The organism is Salinicola sp. CR57, assembly GCF_003206585.1.
GTDB lineage: Bacteria > Pseudomonadota > Gammaproteobacteria > Pseudomonadales > Halomonadaceae > Salinicola > Salinicola lusitanus.
Map to the genome: position 1 here is coordinate 197,512 of NZ_PZJL01000011.1, position 19,242 is coordinate 216,753.

Annotated in this window: 15 protein-coding genes; 10 read left to right on the plus strand and 5 right to left on the minus strand. The window is 63.9% G+C overall.

From position 1 onward, the window contains the following. Window positions 1-55: 55 nt before the first annotated feature. The 8 genes from DOM56_RS16350 to DOM56_RS16385 all read left to right on the plus strand — a co-directional run bounded on the left by DOM56_RS16350 (window position 56) and on the right by DOM56_RS16385 (window position 7,374). Window positions 56-1,282 (plus strand): pyridoxal phosphate-dependent aminotransferase, encoded by a 1,227-nt coding sequence (locus DOM56_RS16350; RefSeq protein ID WP_110710119.1) that lies wholly within the window; start codon window positions 56-58, stop codon window positions 1,280-1,282. A 203-nt stretch (window positions 1,283-1,485) separates the two neighbouring features. Further along, entirely contained in the window at window positions 1,486-2,388 is a 903-nt protein-coding gene (gene htpX / locus DOM56_RS16355) for a protease HtpX (protein ID WP_110600802.1), read from the plus strand. A 280-nt stretch (window positions 2,389-2,668) separates the two neighbouring features. Then, a complete protein-coding gene (gene codB / locus DOM56_RS16360; RefSeq protein ID WP_110710120.1) occupies window positions 2,669-3,931 on the plus strand; it encodes a cytosine permease in 1,263 nt (420 codons plus the stop codon). A gap of 136 nt (window positions 3,932-4,067) precedes the next feature. Next, entirely contained in the window at window positions 4,068-4,589 is a 522-nt protein-coding gene (locus tag DOM56_RS16365; RefSeq protein ID WP_110710121.1) for a DUF3455 domain-containing protein, read from the plus strand. 140 nt (window positions 4,590-4,729) lie between these two features. Next, a complete protein-coding gene (locus tag DOM56_RS16370) occupies window positions 4,730-5,308 on the plus strand; it encodes a sigma-70 family RNA polymerase sigma factor (RefSeq protein ID WP_110710122.1) in 579 nt (192 codons plus the stop codon). Further along, on the plus strand, window positions 5,305-6,057 hold the full coding sequence (locus DOM56_RS16375) for an anti-sigma factor (RefSeq protein WP_110710123.1): 753 nt from the start codon (window positions 5,305-5,307) through the stop codon (window positions 6,055-6,057). The genes DOM56_RS16370 and DOM56_RS16375 overlap by 4 nt, the downstream gene beginning before the upstream one ends. Before the next feature lie 133 nt (window positions 6,058-6,190). Further along, a complete protein-coding gene (locus tag DOM56_RS16380; RefSeq protein ID WP_110710124.1) occupies window positions 6,191-6,613 on the plus strand; it encodes a MarR family winged helix-turn-helix transcriptional regulator in 423 nt (140 codons plus the stop codon). An 11-nt stretch (window positions 6,614-6,624) separates the two neighbouring features. Beyond that, window positions 6,625-7,374: a siderophore-interacting protein gene (locus DOM56_RS16385; protein ID WP_110710125.1), complete on the plus strand. Its 750-nt coding sequence runs from the start codon at window positions 6,625-6,627 to the stop codon at window positions 7,372-7,374. A gap of 55 nt (window positions 7,375-7,429) precedes the next feature. On the opposite strand, the gene pdxB is transcribed toward DOM56_RS16385, so the two are convergent. Then, on the minus strand, window positions 7,430-8,581 hold the full coding sequence (pdxB, locus tag DOM56_RS16390; protein WP_110710126.1) for a 4-phosphoerythronate dehydrogenase PdxB: 1,152 nt from the start codon (window positions 8,579-8,581) through the stop codon (window positions 7,430-7,432). A 226-nt stretch (window positions 8,582-8,807) separates the two neighbouring features. Between pdxB and DOM56_RS16395 the strand changes: the two genes are divergently transcribed. Then, on the plus strand, window positions 8,808-9,083 hold the full coding sequence (locus DOM56_RS16395) for a WGR domain-containing protein (RefSeq protein WP_110600785.1): 276 nt from the start codon (window positions 8,808-8,810) through the stop codon (window positions 9,081-9,083). 16 nt (window positions 9,084-9,099) lie between these two features. Here the strand turns inward: DOM56_RS16395 and rlmKL are convergent, their stop codons facing one another. Next, complete coding sequence (gene rlmKL / locus DOM56_RS16400) at window positions 9,100-11,289, minus strand: bifunctional 23S rRNA (guanine(2069)-N(7))-methyltransferase RlmK/23S rRNA (guanine(2445)-N(2))-methyltransferase RlmL (RefSeq protein WP_110710127.1); 2,190 nt, start codon at window positions 11,287-11,289, stop codon at window positions 9,100-9,102. Between the two features lie 253 nt (window positions 11,290-11,542). On the opposite strand from rlmKL, the gene rmf reads away from it, so the two are divergent. Beyond that, entirely contained in the window at window positions 11,543-11,752 is a 210-nt protein-coding gene (gene rmf / locus DOM56_RS16405) for a ribosome modulation factor (RefSeq protein ID WP_110600781.1), read from the plus strand. Window positions 11,753-11,860: 108 nt separating this feature from the next. On the opposite strand, the gene DOM56_RS16410 is transcribed toward rmf, so the two are convergent. From DOM56_RS16410 to DOM56_RS16420, 3 genes are all read right to left on the minus strand, one after another. Next, complete coding sequence (locus DOM56_RS16410; protein ID WP_110710128.1) at window positions 11,861-12,892, minus strand: quinone-dependent dihydroorotate dehydrogenase; 1,032 nt, start codon at window positions 12,890-12,892, stop codon at window positions 11,861-11,863. Between the two features lie 174 nt (window positions 12,893-13,066). Further along, window positions 13,067-14,167 (minus strand): hypothetical protein, encoded by a 1,101-nt coding sequence (locus tag DOM56_RS16415; RefSeq protein WP_110710129.1) that lies wholly within the window; start codon window positions 14,165-14,167, stop codon window positions 13,067-13,069. Between the two features lie 191 nt (window positions 14,168-14,358). Continuing rightward, complete coding sequence (locus tag DOM56_RS16420) at window positions 14,359-19,176, minus strand: NAD-glutamate dehydrogenase (protein WP_110710130.1); 4,818 nt, start codon at window positions 19,174-19,176, stop codon at window positions 14,359-14,361. Window positions 19,177-19,242 lie beyond the last annotated feature (66 nt).

Sequence of the window (19,242 nt, forward strand, 5' to 3'; positions counted from 1 at the left end):
TCCCGCCCTCTTCAACCCGCCTGACGTTTTAGGCTGTGCAGCTTACGGAACTTCAATGAACAGCCCCATTCGGAAATCGCACAAGCTCGACAATGTCTGCTACGACATTCGTGGGCCCGTTCTCGATCATGCCAAGCGCCTCGAGGACGAAGGCCATCGCATTCTCAAGCTCAATATCGGCAATCCCGCGCCCTTCGGTTTCGAAGCGCCCGAGGAGATTCTCCAAGACGTGATGCGCAATCTGCCGACGGCCCAGGGTTACTGCGACTCGAAGGGGCTCTATTCGGCGCGCAAGGCGATCATGCAGGAGTGCCAGCGCAAAGGAATCCCGGGCGTGGGCATCGAGGATGTGTTCGTCGGCAATGGGGTTTCCGAGCTGATCGTGATGGCGATGCAGGCGCTGCTCAACGATGGCGACGAGGTGCTGATTCCTGCGCCGGATTATCCGCTGTGGACCGCCGCGGCAAATCTCTCCGGCGGCCATCCGGTTCACTATCTGTGCGACGAGAACGCCGGCTGGTCACCGGATATCGCCGATATCCGCGACAAGATCACGGCACGGACGCGCGCGATCGTGCTGATCAACCCCAACAACCCGACCGGTGCGGTCTACCCGCCGGCGGTGGTCAAGGAGATTCTGGCGGTCGCCCGTCAGCACGGCCTCGTCGTCTTCTCCGACGAGATCTACGACAAGATCCTCTACGACGGCGTCGAGCATGTCTCCACCGGCGCCCTGGCCGAGGACGACCAACTGGTCGTGACCATGAACGGGCTCTCCAAGAGCTACCGCTGCGCCGGCTTCCGTTCCGGCTGGATGATCCTGTCCGGCGGGCTGGGCAAGCAGAACGCCGAGGACTTCATCCAGGGCCTCACCATGCTCGCCTCGATGCGACTGTGCGCCAACGTGCCGGCGCAGCACGCGATCCAGACCGGCCTTGGCGGCTATCAGTCGATCAACGACCTGGTCCTGCCCGGCGGGCGACTGCTGGCTCAGCGCAACGTCGTGCATGAGAAGCTCAACGCGATCCCCGGGGTCTCCTGTGTCAAACCGATGGGGGCGCTCTATGCCTTTCCGCGGCTCGACCCTGAGGTCTATCCCATTCATGACGATGCCCAGATGGTGCTAGACCTGCTGTTGCAGGAGCGCATCCTGCTGGTTCAGGGCACGGCCTTCAACTGGCCGACGCCGGACCACGTGCGCATCGTGACCCTGCCCTGGGCCGATCAGCTCGGCGACGCCATCGACCGCTTTGCCCGCTTCCTCTCACGCTATCGCCAGTGATGCGTGGCGGTGGCCAGTCACCGCCATGCAACAGGGCCGCGCGTTTCGACGCGCGGCCCCGCCCTCTTGAAACCTATTCATGAAAGTCGTATCTAACGGTTCATAACCGCCTGATTACCGGGTATTAACGAACAACACGCTAATCATAAGCCGGCGCAAGACATGACGACGGCCACGCTTTCCACGACTGAGGGTAAAGACCGATGATGCGAATCATCCTGTTCTTGGCAACCAACCTGGCGGTGATTCTCGTCGCCAGCATCACGTTGCGACTACTGGGCGTCGAGCCTTATCTCAACGCCAACGGGCTGAACATGAACAGCCTGCTGATCTTCTGCTTCGTGTTCGGCATGGCCGGATCGCTGGTATCGCTGTTCATCTCCAAATGGATGGCGAAGATGAGCACCAAGGCCAAGGTGATCGACCAGCCCGCCAATTCCACCGAGCAGTGGCTGCTCGACACGGTGCGCGAGCTGGCGCAACAGGCCAATATCAAGATGCCGGAAGTGGCGATCTTTCCGGCCCAGCAGTCCAACGCCTTCGCCACCGGCTGGAACAAGAACGACGCCCTGGTAGCGGTTTCCCAGGGGCTGCTCGAGCGCATGCGACCCGAGGAAATTCGTGCGGTACTGGCGCATGAGATCGGCCACGTCGCCAACGGCGACATGGTCACGCTGGCACTGATCCAGGGGGTGCTGAATACCTTCGTGATGTTCTTCGCGCGAGTGGTCGCCCAGGTCGTCGACAGTTTCCTGCGCGGCCGCGACAACGGCGGCGGCCTGGGTTTCATGGGTTATTTTGCCGTCGTCATCGTCGCCGAAATCGTATTCGGCCTGGTGGCATCGATCATCGTCGCCTGGTTCTCGCGCTTCCGTGAGTATCGCGCCGATGCCGCCGGTGCCAAATATGCCGGCAGTGGCGCCATGATCAACGCCCTGGCCAGACTGAAATCCGAGACCAGCCAGCCGGACCAGATGCCCGATTCGTTGACAGCCTTCGCCATCACCACCGGGCAGACCCGCAAGATCATGGAGAAACTGTTCGCCAGCCACCCGCCATTGGATGATCGCATCCGGGCGCTGAAGGAATCCGCCTACCGGGAGTGACATCCATTCGGCGATGCCCGAGAGGCTGCCAGCCCCCTCCAACGCCCCGCCCCGTGCGGGGCGTTGGCTTATCCAGATAGCCACCCGAGCCGCGTTCCCTCTCTTAGCCCCCTTTCGGCAAACCGACGACTCGATCCGGCATACTCTGCACCATAGACGTGCAGACCTGGCGCCCAGGACAGGCCGTCGATTCGTGGAGAACGCGGATGGATAACCCTTTTCCGCGCCGCGGCATATAGCTTGCTTGGTCAGTCCCGACTGCCCTCGTGAGGATCGACCCATGGCCCTGCCCCAAGCCGACAATGACTATCCGCTGAGCGAAGTGCCTGGCGACGCACGCAAACCCTTCGCATCGCTGGCGCTGCTGTTGCTGGGTTTCACCTTCTTCACCGCAACCATGTTCGCTGGCGGCCAGATCGGCGCCGCCTTCTCGTTCACCGAGCTGTTGGCGTTGATCGTGGTGGGCAACCTGCTGCTGGGCATCTATGCCGCGGCAATCGCCGGCATCGCCGCACACTCCGGGCTCAGCACGGCGCTGATGTCACGATTCGCGCTGGGCGAGCGTGGCAGCGCGCTGTCCGATCTGCTGCTCGGCATCACCCAGGTCGGCTGGTACGCCTGGGGCGTGGCGACCATCGCCAACGTGCTGGTATCGACATTGGGGCTCGCACCGGGCTGGGCGGCTCCGTTGATGGTGCTGTTCGGTATCGGCTTCTGTCTCACCGCCTTCATCGGCTACCGTGGCCTGGCGCTGCTCTCCAACGTGGCGGTGCCGGCGATGACGCTGCTGATCGCCATCAGCATGATCATCGCCTGGCGCGATGGCGGCGGCTGGACCGGCCTGACCGCCATCGCCCCCAGTTCAGAGCTGGGCTGGGCAGCCGGTATCACCATCATCTTCGGCACCTTCGTATCCGGCGCAACGCAGGCCAGCAACTGGAGCCGTTTCGCGCGTACGCCGCGTCAGGCGGTCATGGCGACCCTGTTGGCGTTCTTCATCGGTAATGGCCTGATGGTGCTGATCGGCGCCGTGGGTGCTCTCGTCTACCAGCAGCCGGACGTGGTCGAGGTACTGATCCTGCAAGGCCTGACCACCGTCGGCCTGGCCATGCTGTTCCTCAACCTGTGGACCACGCAGGACAACACCATCTACAACTTTGCCGCCGCCGGCTGCAACCTGCTGCGCACCCGCCAGCGTGGCTGGGTGACGCTTGGCGGCGCGGCGATCGGCACGCTGCTGGCGCTGGCCGGGATGGATACGCTACTGGTGCCCTTTCTGATCGCGCTGGGTACCTGCATCCCACCGCTGGGCGGAGTGATCATCGCCGATTACCTCTTCCTGCGTCGTGGCCACTACCCCAGACTCGACACCGCCGTATTGCCGGCGTTTCATCTTCCCGGGCTCGGCACCTATGCGTTGGCAACCCTGGGCGCCTGGTTCTCGCCATGGGCGCCACCGCTGGTCGGTATCGCGCTGGCGGTGGCGCTCTATCCGCTGTGCTGTCGCTATCTGGGCCAGCAATCGCTGAAGCCGGCCCTGTAACTCCTCGGCCAGGCTCGAGCCCATGTCGCGCCATTCGCGAAAAAAATCGAGCCCGGCTGCATCCGTCTCTCCGACCCACGTGTAATCCCCGTGCAGGACATGAAGTCCTGACCTATTCACGCTCGGAGAGACGCCAATGAAAACTCGACAACTAGCCAGCGTTACCCTGACCGCCGCCCTGCTGGGGGGGTTCAGCCTCGCGGCGCATGCCAACGACGTCCCGTCGGACGTGCAGGTCCCGGATGGCAACGAGATTGCCATGGAGACGGTGGGCGTCGGCGAGATCACTTACGCGTGCGAAATGAAGGATGGCGCCCACGAGTGGGTGTTCAAGGGTCCGGATGCCAAGCTCAACGACGCGGACGGTAACCAGGTCGGCAGCTACTACGGCCCGCCGGCGACCTGGGAATCCAGCGACGGCTCCAAGATCACCGGTACCCAGCTCGCCACGGCCCCCGGCGGCGATGGCAACATCCCCTTCCAGCTCGTGGAAGCCAATCCGGCAGAGGGTGACGGCCACATGTCCGGTGTCACCTACGTACAGCGCCTGAATACCCAGGGCGGCGTAGCGCCGGATATGGCCTGCAGCGCGGACAACGTCGGCGACGAAGAGGTCGTCGAATACCAGGCGGACTACCTGTTCTGGAAAGCCAGCTGATCCGACAGCGCGGATGACCGGCAGCGCCCGCTGATCACGACAGCGGGTCATTGCAGACCAGCACGGGCTCGCCATGACGAGCCCGTGTTGCGTAGTATGAGTGTGTCAGCCCCAGCGGGGTGCGCTTCAAGGAAGTTCGTGTGACAGACGACGTAGCAGCGTTCAATCCGTCGGCAGCCGATCATGGCGCCCTGCTCGAGGCTTGCGCCAGGGGAGAGCGTCAAGCGCTGCAGCAGCTCTATGCACAGGAAGGGTCGCGCCTGCTGGGCGTGGTCTTGCGAATCGTCGGCGATCGCGGTATCGCCGAAGACATCATTCACGACGCCTTCGTCAACATCTGGAACAAGGCGCACACCTTCGATGCCACTCGTGGATCGGGCAAGACCTGGATCTTCAGCGTCGCACGCCACCTGGCGCTCAACCATGTCCGAACCCGGCATCGGGAAGTGACCGTGGATGACGAAACTGCCGACAGGATCGACGCCGAGCGCGCTCAGGAAGCGGAGATGGACATGCAGGATCATTTCGACTGGCTCGGTCACGGGGATCTGGATCGCTGCCTGGCGCAACTGGCGCCCGAGCGGCGCAACTGCCTGTTTCACGCCTATGTCGACGGCTTCAGCCACCCGGAGATTGCCACACGCATGGATCGCCCTCTCGGCACCGTCAAGGCCTGGATCAAACGCAGCCTGGCTGCACTGCGCGAGTGCCTGTCATGAGCGATCATTCGACGTCGCCACCTCCGCTCGGCCCGGAGGAGACCGACGATCTGGCAGGCGAGTACGTGCTTGGCACGCTGAGCGCCGAACAGCGTCTCGATGTCGAGCGTCGCCTGCAGGAGAACCCGAAGCTGCAGGAGGCGATATGGGCTTGGGAAAGACGCCTCCAGCCCTATACGGCAATGGTCGAGCCGATCACGCCGTCAAGCCGGCTGTGGCAGCGCATCACCCGCACGCTCGATGATCGGGAGACTTCTCGATCATCGGCGGAAGAGCGCGCCACTCCCCCGGGCGGACTGCTGAATCGACTGTGGCATGACCTGACCCTATGGCGAGGCGTGAGTCTCGCCAGCATTGTCGTCGCCATCGGCCTAGCCGCCATGCTGGCACTCGGCCCCGGGCAGACGCCCTCCTCTCGCTATCTGGTCGTGTTGATGACGCCCCAACATACGCAAGCCGGCTGGATCGTGCAGGCAAGCTCACCGCAACGAATCAGCCTGAAGCCGATCGGCACTTTCGAGGTGCCGCCTGGCAAGGCGCTGGAGTTCTGGACCAAGGCGGACGACTGGAGCGGCCCCGTCTCGCTGGGCTTGGTCGAGCCAGGCGAGACCAAGCAACTGTCGCTGGACGACCTTCCGCCACTCGAGGACAACCAGCTCTTCGAACTGACTCTCGAGGACGATTCCGGGTCCCCGCTCGACCGCCCGACCGGACCGATTCAGTTCATCGGCCGCGCCGTCGAGCTGTAATTCGCCACTTCCCCGCCTCTGGAAGACCGCGCCCTTGATGGGCGCGGCCAGCTTCTACCCCAGCGCCAATGCGAATGGTTGACATTCTCCAACATCAAGCGCCTAATTGGTTGNNCAACCAATTAGGCGCGACATGTCCGAGACGACGGTCGGTGAATCCCTGCATCAGCTCATGCATGCCTACAAGCGGGCGCTACGCCGGGCCTATGCCGACGCCGGGCTGGACCTCACCGTTTCGCACATCCGCACGCTCAAGGCGATCCGCGGCCAGATGCCCTGCACCGCGCAGGACATCGCGCATCGTACCCAGCGCGACAAGGCCCAGATCACCCGGCTGCTTCGTGACCTGCTCGATGCGGATATTGTCGTCAAGGCGCCTCATCCGGATGATCGTCGCAGCCAGATGCTGTCGTTGACCGGGCACGGTCAGGATTTGCTGGCACGTATCGATGCCTGCGAACGCGAGGCCCACGAGCAGCTCTCGAGCGGGATGACGCAGACGGATCTGGAGGCGTTTCTGCGCCTGTCGCGGTTGATGATCGCCAACCTGAGGTAACGAGAGTCCCGATGCCCAAACCCGCCCCCAGACCTTACACCGTCTTGAACCGCCAACTCATCACGCCCCACATGCTACGGCTGACGTTCGGTGGAGAAGGGATGACCGAATTTCCCGACGATCAGGAGAGCGCCTACGTCAAACTGATGGTGCCTGACGGCGAAGATGGCCAAGGCAAGCCCCGCACCGTGCCGCGCACCTATACCGTTCGCCGCCAGCGCCCCGGCGAGATCGACGTTGACGTCGTACTGCACGAGGATGGCGGCCCGGCCGCGACTTGGGCGGCAGCGGCGCAACCGGGCGACACGATTCTGATCGGTGGCCCGGGCTCCGTGAAACGCCTGCCGGAAGAAGCCGACTGGTATCTGCTGGTCGGCGACATGACGTCGCTGCCGGCGATCGGTGCCAACCTGGAGCGCCTGCCCCCGGAGGCCAGTGGGTACGCCATCATCGAAGTGACCAGCGAAGCGGATATCCAGTGGTTCGACCTGCCCCACGGCATGCGGATCAACTGGCTGATCAACCCGCACCCGGGCAGCGACAGCGACCGTCTCGTCGCGGCCCTGCGCGAGTTCGACTGGCTTCCGGGCGTCCCGGGAATCTGGGTCGCCTGCGAGTTTTCCGCCATGCGCAAGCTGCGTCGCCACCTGATCGAGGATCGCGGGGTGGACAAGCGAGCGATGTACATTTCGAGTTACTGGAAACTGGGCGCCAGCGAGGATGGCCACCGGATGGCCAAGCGTGAGGATACCGACAGATGAGGAAGCGGGGAGCGCCTGAGCCGAGTCCTCCAGCGGCGGCGCTCTCCGGACTCGGCTACTTGCCGAGCTTGACGCTGAAGCCGAAGCCCTCCAGGGCGTCGCGCAGGCCGCCCTTGTTCTTCTTCAGTTCGACCCGCAGCGTCTGGAATTCACGGCGGGGAGGATATTCGCGTCGGTAGGCATCGAATCCCGCCGCCATGCCCAGTCGCCGACGGTAACGATCGAACGCCAGCATGTCCCGGCGCACGTCGTAGCAGGCCCGGGCACAGAGCGACAGTGCCTCCAGCGGCGGCGTCCAGCTGTGCAGGACGATCTTGCGCAACCAAGGGTCGGGCTTGAGCTGGCCGAGCTTCTTGCGCGCCGGCAGGCCGAAGTGTCGCATCACGGCCTGATAGATCATCTCGGTGCCCAGCATCTTGCCGTCGACGCTGTAGCCGGCGATGTGAGGCGTCCCGATATCGACCAGCTCGAACAGCACCTCATCGATGCCGGGCTCGTGTTCCCACACATCGAGGACCGTGCGCAGATCGCCTTGACTCTCGAGACGCTCGCGCAGGGCGTCGCCATCGAGGCAGTCGCCACGCCCGGCATTGACCAGCACCGTGCCCGGCCCGAGGGCGTCGATGCGTCGACGATCCATGAGGTGATGGGTGGCATGCTCGCCAGCGGCCACCAACGGCGTGTGCAGGCAGATGATGTCGGCCCGCTCGATCATCGTGTCAAGGTCGACAAAATCCTCCCGCCCTTCGGCCTCGGCACGCGGCGGATCGCAGATCAGACAGTCGACGTCCAGATTGTCCAGCCGCGCCGCCAGGCGACCGCCGACGTTGCCGGCACCGACGATTCCGACGGTCTTGCCGGAAAGCGAGAACCCGTCCTCCTCGGACAGCAGCAGCAGACTCGAGAGCACGTAGTCGACAACGGATTCGGCGTTGCTGCCCGGGGCACTGGCGAAACCGATATTGCGCTCGGCCAGCAGGCTGGTATCGATGTGATCGGTGCCGATCGTGCAGGTGCCAACGAACTTCAGCTTGTCCGCGCCCTCCAGCAGCGCGTGATCCACCTGCGTGATCGAGCGGACCACCAGGACGTCGTGGCCACGAAGAGTGGCCGCGGTCATCTCGCGGCCAGGCTGGCGCGTGACTTCACCCAACTCGCCGAAGAATTCTTCCGCCAGCGGAATGTTCTCGTCCACCAGGATGCGCATGACTACCCTCTTGTTTCGTTCGAGCCCGGCGTCAGCGGGGACCAGACAACATCGCGATTCACGCCTTGCACATCGACACCGGCGTCGATTTCTACGGGGCTTGCTTTACAATGGCGCCTGACGTCGGGCGCGTCGCGGAATTATTGAGCCGCGACGCTCGGCGCAGCCATATTAGGCCGGCCATTCGCGATGAACAAGCGATGAGCACCAAGCAGCAGGAGTCCGCGTGATCGTCCGTTGGGAAAGTGAGCATGACTACGTCCTGGTCCATCTGCACCAGGACATGTTTGGCGACTGGATCTACAGTCGCGCCTGGGGCCAGATCGGCACCCAGTACGGCGGCCTCAAGCATGCCGTCGCCGACAGCTACGATCAGGCCATGATGTGGCTCGACGACCTCTCGCACATACAGACGGCGCGCGGTTACCGCAAGGTGCTGGAGGCCGAGGACGATACCCCCGAAGGACGGCAGGCCGTGGCCCAGCTGTCGCTACTTGACTGAACACGAGTCCGACGTGTCAGCCCGCGTGGCGGATACGGAAACAGTGATGCAGGTTGGCCCGCCGGGTGAAGTCCGGGTCATAGGTCTGAGCGGTGATCTCCTCGACCCGATAGCGCGTCGCCAATGAGGCATCCAGGCTGAACCGCTGCTGATTGTTGGAGAAGATCAGCTCTCCCGCCGGGGCCAGGCGCGCCATGGCCAGCTCGATCAGGCGGGCATGGTCGCGCTGGATGTCCAACGTGCCCTCCATCCGCTTGGAGTTGGAGAAGGTCGGCGGATCCATGAAGATCAGATCGAACTCCCCGCCCGCCGTCTCCAGCCAGCGCAGGCAGTCGTCGCGCACGACCCGATGCCGGCCGGGATCGAGCTTGTTCAAGAGAAAATTGTCCTTCGCCCACTCCAGGTAGGTGTTCGACAGGTCAACGCTGACGCTGTCGCCGGCGCCGCCCAACGCGGCCTGCACCGTCGCCGTGCCGGTGTAGCAGAACAGGTTCAGAAAGCGCTTGCCGCCCGCCTTCTCGGCCAGGAGACGCCGTACCGGCCGGTGATCCAGAAACAGGCCGGTATCGAGGTAGTCCTTGAGGTTCACCCACAGCTTGGCCGTGCCCTCCGTAACCACGAAACGGTCGCCGCTGTCGCCCTGCTTGCGATACTGCGCCTTGCCGCTCTGACGCTCGCGCTGCTTGTAGTGGATCTGCTCGGGCCGAACGTCCAAGGCAACTGGAATCGCGCTCAATGCATCCATCAGGCGGCGCTGCGCCTTGCCCGGATCGATCGATTTGGGTGCCGCGTACTCCTGGACGTGGACCTGATGCCCGTAGACGTCGATAGCCAGCGCATACTCCGGCATGTCGGCATCGTAGAGTCGATAGCAGGACTCCCCGGACTGCTTCAGCCACTTGTTCAGCCGCTTGCGATTCTTCTGCAAGCGGTTGGCGAACATCTGCGCCCCCTCGCTCAGCACGCTCCCCCGCGGCGCCGGACGCGACGGTTCACGCTCCTCGGCCAGAGCCCCCTGGGCGGCGATATCGATCAGCAGCAGCTTGCAGTCGAGCGGACCGTTCTTGAACGCGTACTGCTTGTGTGCCCGCAGCCCGAGCCGATGCCCCAAGTCCGGGTTGCCCGTGAACAGTGCCAGCTGCCAGCCCGGAAACTGGCGACGCATCCGTTCACCGAGATCACTGTAGAGCGCGACCAGCTCGGGCAGTTCGCCCAGCCGCTCGCCGTAGGGCGGGTTGGTCATTACCAGCCCGGTCCTGCCCTCCTCCGCCCGGATTTCGGCCGGGCATTCGAGCGCCTTCACCGAGCCGCCGGCCAGCGTGATCAAGGCGGGGATGCCGGCACGCATGGCGTTACTCCTCGCCGCGCTGATCGCCTGTGGACTCTGATCCAGGCCGAACAGGCTCGATCGGGCCCGGCGCCGACCGACGTTGGCGCGAGCCTGTGCCTCCCGCTGCAGGACATGCCAGGCCTCGGCATCGAAGTCGGCCAGGGTCTCGAAGGCAAATCGTTCCCGATTCAGTTGTGGTGCCATGTCGGCCGCCATCATCGCCGCTTCGATCAGCAGCGTGCCGGCACCGCACATCGGATCGACGAGCGGCTCGCCACGCCGGGCCCGCGCCGGCCAGTCGGCTCGCATCAGCAATGCCGCGGCGAGATTCTCCTTGAGCGGCGCATGCCCCGAGTCACGACGATAACCCCGCTGGTGCAGGCTCGCTCCCACCAGGTCGATGCCGACCAGCAGTTGCCCCTTGTGGAGATGCGCGAACAGCCTGACGTCCGCGTCGCGCGGAGCGATGTCCGGGCGTTCCCAGCCTGCCGCGCGCAGCGCGTCGACCACGCCATCCTTGACCACCTGTGCGCCGAAGCGCGTATGCCGGATGGCGGGAGACTGGCCATGGAAATCCACCGCCAGCGTCTGCCCCGGTTTGAGCACCCGCGTCCAGGGCAGGCTCCTGACCGCTTCGACGATCGACGCCGGCGCTTCGCAATTCGTCTCTCGCCCCAGCGTCAGGATCACCCGGTTCGCCAATCGCGACCAGAGACAGATCCGGTACGCCGTCGCTCGATCGGCCAATGCATGGAGGCCGGCGACAGTAGTTTTTTGTATCTCGCCGCCCAGTTCGACGACCTCTTCGGCCAGCAGGGCTTCGATCCCCCAGGGGCAGGTGATATGAAGGCTTAACAGGGAGTTATCGTCTTTCATGGCGGCGTCATCCGACCGTTATGGAGCGGTCATATTCCTGTGAATGCAGTGAAGAGAGGCTTTTATGACAAAACGCCTATCGACATCGTTTCTCATTTCGACTAAAGCTAACACTCGTAGCTACGAAACAACGCATGCGGTTTGCCTGTCCGGACGTTTTCGCGGGCAGTTGGTCGGATTTGGCTCGATGCCGCCCGACTGGCTGTAGTTTTCCTCAGAAGATGCACTTGTTCTGACAAGAGGCTACTACACGATGAAACGACAGAAACGTGATCGCAACCAGCGGGCATTTCTCCACGGCTACAAGGCGGGGGTCGTCGGTCGCTCACGCGACGAATGTCCGAGCCAGGATGTGAATCTGCGCGAAAACTGGATGAGTGGTTGGCGTGAGGGTCGCGGAGACCAATGGGCCGGTATGACAGGCGTCTCGGGTATCCACAAGAACCCTACGGTCATGACATAGTCGTTATGCAAGTTGGTGTCATTTCGGTATCTCAAGGCCTGCCACTGGTGGGCCTTTTTATGGGTCCATCGGTTTCGAGCCCTCCCCCGGACACCGCCGCTCACGGTGTCATTGGCGAACTCGCCCCTCGGGCTGCGTCGCTCGCACACACTCACCGATCAATTCGGGTCCGCGATAGATGAAGCCCGTATAAAGTTGCACCAGGTCGGCGCCCGCCTGGCACTTCTCGCTCGCGCGAACCCCGCTGTCGATCCCGCCTGCGCCAATGATCGGGATGCTCGGCAACAGCCGTCTCAACTCCCGGACCACCGCCGTGGAACTGGCGAACAGCGGCGCGCCCGAGAGACCGCCGGCCTCATGAGCATGGGGCATGCCGGTCACGTGCTCGCGCGATACGGTGGTATTGGTCGCGATCACGCCATCGATATCGTTGGCCTGCAGGGTATTGGCCACCAGCGCCATCTCGTCCAGTGTCATGTCCGGGGCGATCTTGACCGCCAGCGGTACGCGGCGCCCGTGCTCGGCGTCGAGCCTGGTCACCTCGGCCTTCAAGGCGCTCAGCAGCGTATCGAGATGGTCACCGAACTGCAGGCTGCGCAGCCCCGGCGTGTTGGGCGAGGAGATATTCACCGTGATGTAGTGCGCCGCCTGATGCGCCTTGCGCAGGCACGTCACGTAATCGTCCACCGCCCGCTCGACCGGCGTGGTCAGGTTCTTGCCGATGTTGATGCCGATGACCCCGTTGTAGCGACTGCGGCGGACATTGGCGACCAGGTGATCGACCCCGGCGTTGTTGAACCCCATTCGATTGATGATCGCTTGCGGTCCGGTCAGCCGGAACAGGCGCGGCTTGGGATTCCCCAGCTGAGGCTTGGGCGTGACGGTGCCGACCTCGACGAAGCCAAAACCCAGCGCGCCGAGTGCATCGAGATGATCGGCGTTTTTGTCCAGCCCGGCAGCCAAACCCACCCGATTGGGGAAAGTCAGCCCCATCACGTCGACGGCCGTGGAAGCGACGTAGGTATCGCTCAGCAGGCCGGACAGACGGGCACGATGGACACTATCCAGCGCGGTCAGCGTCAGGCGGTGTGCGGTTTCCGGCTCCAGCCGAAACAACAGCGAACGAACGAGGGCGTACATGGGAAGTCTCGTCGGTAACAAAGGGAATCCGTGACGGCGGAGGAGTATATCCCACCTTGGCGTCTCGGGACGAACTCGCGGCGGACGACTCGCACGCCGTGGAGAGGTTTCCCTGTCCATGAACGACGAACCCGGCGCCGAGGCGCCGGGTATCGTGCCGCGAAGAGACGTGGGTTACCGTGAATCGAGCTGCTGTACGCGCAGGGTATAGTTGTTGACCGAGTTCATCGCCGAGCCGAACCGCTGGCCCTTGACCCAGACCCGATAGCGGCCGGGCTGGAGCTCGGTCTTGATATCGAAGTTGCCATCGGCCAGCGAGCCCTCGTCACTGGCCACCGTGCGACCATCGGCGTCGAGCACCTTGGCCTGAAGGCGGAAGCTGCCTTCGTGACCGGGGAAGGTCGAGCTGGTGACGGAGACCGTACCGGCCTGGGCAACATCGAAGGTGAGCACTTCGCCCTGCTGCAGCACTTTGATGTCGGAGACGATCTCGTCGAAGCTGCTCGGCAGCGGCGCCTGCTGACGCTCGCGGGCGGAGGCACCGGTCGGCGCGCTGGCCTGCCCGGCCGTCGCCGGCTTGGCCGCCGAGCCGGTATTGGCGGTGCCGAAGTCGGGGCCCTTGGGTGCGGCTTCGCTGGTGCCAGCGGCCGCGCCACCGGCAACCGCACCGGCCGCTTCACGTCCCGGCGCGCTGAGCGTCGCCACATCGTCCTTGTCGTCGACGAAGGCGGTGGTGCGGCCGCTGCTGCCGGGACCACCGAACATGATGCCACCACCGTTGTCGACCCCGCCCTGGTCTGCGGTGATCACCTTGCCACTGGCGTCCAGCGCATCGACCTGAATGTTGAAGCTGTTACCGCCGGTCTTGGTGCTGCCGAACTTCTGCCCCGAGACCTGCAGCGTGTAGTTGCCCGGCTCGAGCCGCTGCTCCATCTCCAGACCGCCGGTGTTGCCAAGCCCGCTGCTCTTGGCCAGGACGTTGCCATTGGCGTCGATCAGCGTGGCCTTGATGCGGTAGTCCTGGGATTCGCCCGGCAGGGTCGAACTGGTGAAGCGGTAGCGTCCGGCCTCGTCGACGGTGAACGGGTGCTGCTGCACGCCACCGAAGAAGAAGCTCTGGCTGCGGGCATCGGAGCTGGACTTGAAGAAGCTGGTCAGGTCGACCTTGGCGGCTGCGGCCTGTGCCTGTTTGAGCGCCTCACTCTGCGCCACGGCGGGCAGCGCGGTGGCGACACCGACGGCCAAGATAAGGGTGGAAAACGCGCGATACTTCATGGGGCCTCTCTCTGCACTCTGCGACCGAATCGGAGCCGAAGCATAACAGAGACGCTCCCCGAGGCACCTTAAAAGGCCTGGGAGAGCGCCTCCGTGCTGAATAGCGGATGCATTGCCTCGCCGACGTGGTAACCGACGAGGCAGTGCATCGATGCCGGGCGACATGGCTGCCGCCCGGCCTGCAGGCCACCTTAGCCCTCGCTTTCGCTCTCGGCAAGGTCGACCAGTTCCCGGATGGCCACGGCGACCAGCGGAAAGCTGATCTGGGAGCCCGAGTCGATCTCTACCAACAGGGCATTCCAGCGATCGAATAGTGGCGAGTGCAACTCCTGCCAGTGCTCGACCCGGGGTTCGATCTCGCGCGGGGCATCCGACATGCCCAGTACCTTGACCGTCAGCGCCAACTGCTGGCGATCGAGGTCGTCGCGGAACGTTTCCCGCGCCTGAGCCTGCCAGCTGTCCCGCACTTCCAAGCTGTTGATCTGCTGCATCATCCGCGGCAGCTCCAGCCGTTGGCCGATCGTGTAGTAGGTCTCCGCGACCCGCTGGATCTTCTCACCACTGGTCCGCGCCGCCTGGATGATCCCCAGTCCGGCATAGAGGCTGGAAGCGGCGGCAACGATCGATGCCAGACCTTCCGGCACCTTCGCCTTGACCAGCGCATCCCGGCGCTGGCTCCAGGCTTCACGCTCGTCGCCACTGAGGCGGTTGCCGATATCTTCCTGCAGCTGTGCCAGCTGGGGAGCATACTGCTCGACGCACTCCTTGACGCCGAGCGAGCCCCTGTGACGCAGGAACCAGCGTGTCGCCCGACGCAACAGCCGCATCAGGTCGAGCATCATGGCGTACTGGGTCTGGCTGTCGACACGATAATCCAGCGCCTCGATCTGTTCCCATAGCTGGTTCAAGCCGAAACTATCGCGGGCGATGACATAGGCCTGGGCGATCTCGACCCGCGATGCGCCGGTGGAGTCGCGCAACTGGCGCACGAAGGTGATGCCCATGTGGTCGACCAGATCGTTGGCGATCTGGGTCGCCACGATCTCACGCTTGAGGCGGTGCTGGTAAAGGTCCTCCGGATAGCGTTCCGCCAGCGTCTCGGGGAACGCTCTCGTCACGTGCTGCTGCAACGGCAAATCGGAGGGCAGCTCCGTCGCGATCAGATCGCTCTTGAGCGTGCTCTTGGCGTAGGAGATCAGCACGCTCAACTCCGGCAGCGTGAGCCCGCCGTCGTTGTTGCTGCGCTCGATCAACTGCTCGTCGCTCGGCAGGAACTCGAGCTCCCGGTCGAGACTGCCGGCCGCCTCCAGCTCGTTGATGAACCGGCGGTACGGCCCCAACCCCTCCTTCGATTGCAGCTCGGAGAGCGACAGCGCCTGGGTCTGGCGGTAGTTGTCCCGCACGACCAGTTCACCCACCTCCTGCGTCATCTCGACCAGCAACTGGTTGCGCTGCTTCTCGGTCATGTCGCCACGCTGGACGATACCGTCGAGCAGGATCTTGATATTGACCTCGTGATCCGAGCAGTTGACGCCGCCGGCGTTATCGATGAAGTCGGTGTTGACGCGAATCCCCTTCTCCGCAGCCTCCATCCGACCACGCTGAGTCAGCCCCAGGTTGCCGCCCTCACCGACCACACGGCAGTTGAGCTCGCGGCCATCGATGCGCAGACCGTCGTTGGCCTTGTCGCCGACATCGGCGTGGCTCTCGCTGGCGGCCTTGACGTAGGTGCCGATGCCGCCGTTCCAGATCAGATCGACCTTGGATTTGAGCATCGCGTTGATCAGGTCGTTGGGCGACAGTTTGTCTGCCTTGATGCCGAAGACCTTCTTCATCGGCGCCGAGATGGCGATCGACTTGGCATCGCGGGAGAAGACGCCGCCGCCTTCCGAGATCAGCTTCTCGTCGTAGTCCGACCAGCTCGAGCGCGGCTGCGCAAACAGACGCTTGCGCTCGGCGAAGGACTTGGCGGCGTCGGGATTCGGGTCGACGAAGATGTGCCGGTGGTTGAAAGCGCCCACCAGCAGGATCTTGTCCGACAGCAGCATGCCGTTGCCGAAGACATCGCCGGCCATGTCGCCGATGCCGAGTACGCTGAAAGTCTCCTTCTGGGTATTAAGGCCCATCTCCCGGAAGTGACGCTTGACCGACTCCCAGGCGCCGCGAGCGGTGATCGCCATTCCCTTGTGGTCGTAGCCCTGGGCGCCACCGGAAGCGAAGGCGTCACGCAGCCAGAAGTCGTACTCGATCGAGATCGCGTTGGCGTAGTCGGAGAAGGTCGCCGTGCCCTTATCCGCCGCCACCACCAGGTAGGGATCGTCCGGATCGTGGCGTACCACGGTGCGCGGCGGGACGATCGTGGTGCCGTCGAGATTGTCGGTGATGTCCAGCAGGCCGCGGATCAGGATCCGGTAACACTCGACCCCCTCGGCCTGGATCGCGTCGCGATCGGCGTTTTCCGGCATGCGCTTGCAGATGAAGCCACCTTTGGCGCCGACCGGGACGATGACCGAGTTCTTGACCTGCTGCGCCTTCATCAGCCCCAGGATCTCGGTGCGGAAATCCTCGTTGCGGTCCGACCAGCGCAGGCCGCCCCGGGCCACCTTGCCACCGCGCAGATGGACGCCCTCCATCCTTGGCGAATAGACGAAGACCTCGAACATCGGCCGCGGCTTGGGCATGCCGGGCACCTTGCTCGGCTCCAGCTTGAACGAGATGTACTCCTTGGCGCTGCCATCTTCGCGTGGCTGGAAGAAATTGGTACGAACGGTCGCCAGGATCAGGTCGACGTAGCGGCGCAGCAACAGATCGTCGTTGAGGCTGGCGACCTGATCGAGCATGGCGTTGAGTTCGTCGATGCAGCTCTGGCACTGCGCTTCACGAGACTCGAGCTCGGGGGAGAAGCGCAGCGTGAACAGCCGCGAGAGCCCTCGGGTGATGTCGGCATGGGCCGCCAGCGTGTTGGCGATGTAGGCCTGCGAAAGCCCGATCCGCAGCTGCTTCATGTAGCGCGCGTAGGCGCGCAGCACGGCGACCTGGCGCCACTCCAGATCGGCACCGATGATCAACCGGTTGTAGGTATCGTTCTCCGCATCACCGACCCAGATCCTGGAGAAGGCGTCGATGAAGTTGTCGCGCATGTCGCCCAGGTCGACATCGCCCGCGCCGCGATACTCGAAGGTGAAATCGTGAATCCAGTAGGTCTGCTGGCCGCTGGCGATACGGTAGGGCCGCTCGCTGATCACCCGCAGCCCCAGATTCTCGAGCACCGGCAGCATGTCGGAGAGCGGGATCGGCGTATCCTGATGGTAGAGCTTGAGATTGACGCTGCCGGCGGCGCTCTCCGCCAGGTGATAGAGACTGACCCCGATCGGGGCACCCTCATCGAGTGCCTCGAGATGACGGATGTCGTTGGCGGCGGTGCGTGCCGAGAAGTCGTCGCGGTAGCTGCTGGGGAAGGCGTCGCGGAAGGCCTGGGCCTGACGGTTGCCAGCCTCCTCGCCCAGCGCCTCGATCAACGCGCCGTGCAGCTCCTCGCGCCAGTTGCGGGCCAGGTTGATGACCTTCTTCTCCAGCGCGCGACTGTCGAAATCGACGGGCTTGTCGCCGTTGAAACGCAGCGTGAACTGGATACGCGCCAGGATCGACTCCGAGAGATAGGGATTGAAGTCGGCGAAGGTCGCGTCGAGCTCCTCGCACAGCAGTTTCTGGATGCGCAGACGCAGGTCCGTCGAAAAGATATCCCGCGGCACGAACACCAGGCAGGAATAGAACTGACCAGCCCGGTCCTCGCGAATGAAAAGACGCACCCGCCGGCGCTCACGGATGTTGAGAATGCCGAACGCGGTCCGGCTCAGCTCCTCGGTGGAACTCTGGAACAGATCGTCGCGGGGGTGAACTTCCAGCACCTGCAGCAGCAGCTTGCCGTTGTGCCCTTTCGGGTTGACCCCGGCCGCGTCGATGACCGCCTGGACCTTGCGGCGCAGGATCGGTACGGTGCGCGGCGATTCGTTGTAGACCAGCGACGTGAACAGCCCGAAGAAGCGCCACTCGCCGACCGCCTTGCCCTTGGCGTCGTAGCGTGTGATGGCGATGTAGTCGGGATAGGTCGGACGATGCACGCGCGCATGATAGGCGCTCTTGGCGAAGTGCAGCAGCGCCGCCCCTTCGTCCGGCTCGAATCGCACCGGCTCCCGGTAGCGCGGCTGGTCCAGCTTGAGCACGCCGAGCTCGCTGCCATCGATCCGCTCGCTGCGCGCTTTCTTGCCAGTGCCGACGAAGCGGCTCTCGACATAGCCGAGGAACGTGAAGTGCTCGTCGAGCAGCCATTTGAGGAAGGCCACCGTCTCCTTCTGATCCGCCGCGGTGATACCGCTCGGCTTGTGGGCGTCCAGCGCGTCGATGACCTCACGGACCTTGTCGCACATCGGATCGAAATCGGCGACCGCCGTCCGCACGTCCAGCAGCACGTCGCGCAAGCCCTGCTCGAGATCGGACAGTGTCTCGCTGTCGGTATGACGATCCACCTCGATCAGGATGATCGACTCACGCGCCTCCGGGGCCTGCTTGGCCCGGGTGCCGGTAATTCGCGTGGCGTGGTGGCGCGCATCGCGATCGACCGCCAGCACCGCATTGTGAATCGCGTGCAGCGTGAGACCGCGGCGGTTGAGCTCCATGCGCACCGAGTCGACCAGAAACGGCATGTCGCGATGCAGCACGGCGACCACCGTGTGGGGCGACTGCCAGCCGTGCGATTCGAAGCTGGGATTGAAGACGCGCACCTTGGCTTCATCGGGATCGAAGGTGCGCATGAAATGCCAGGCCGCCAGGGTCGCGCCATAGACATCATCGAGCTGCCGATCCGCAGCCTCTTCGAAAGGCGCGGTGGCGTAGAGATCCTCGGCGAACGCCGTGATCCGCTTGACCTTGTCCTCGGGGAGCCGCTTGGACAGTTTTTCCTGCAACTGCTCCAGAAATTCCGTTTTTCCCTCGATCGCGACGTGTTGCATCTATCACCTCGGCTGGCATCGACCGTCAACATGGCGGCCGCATTCAATAGGCTGGAAGCTTACGTC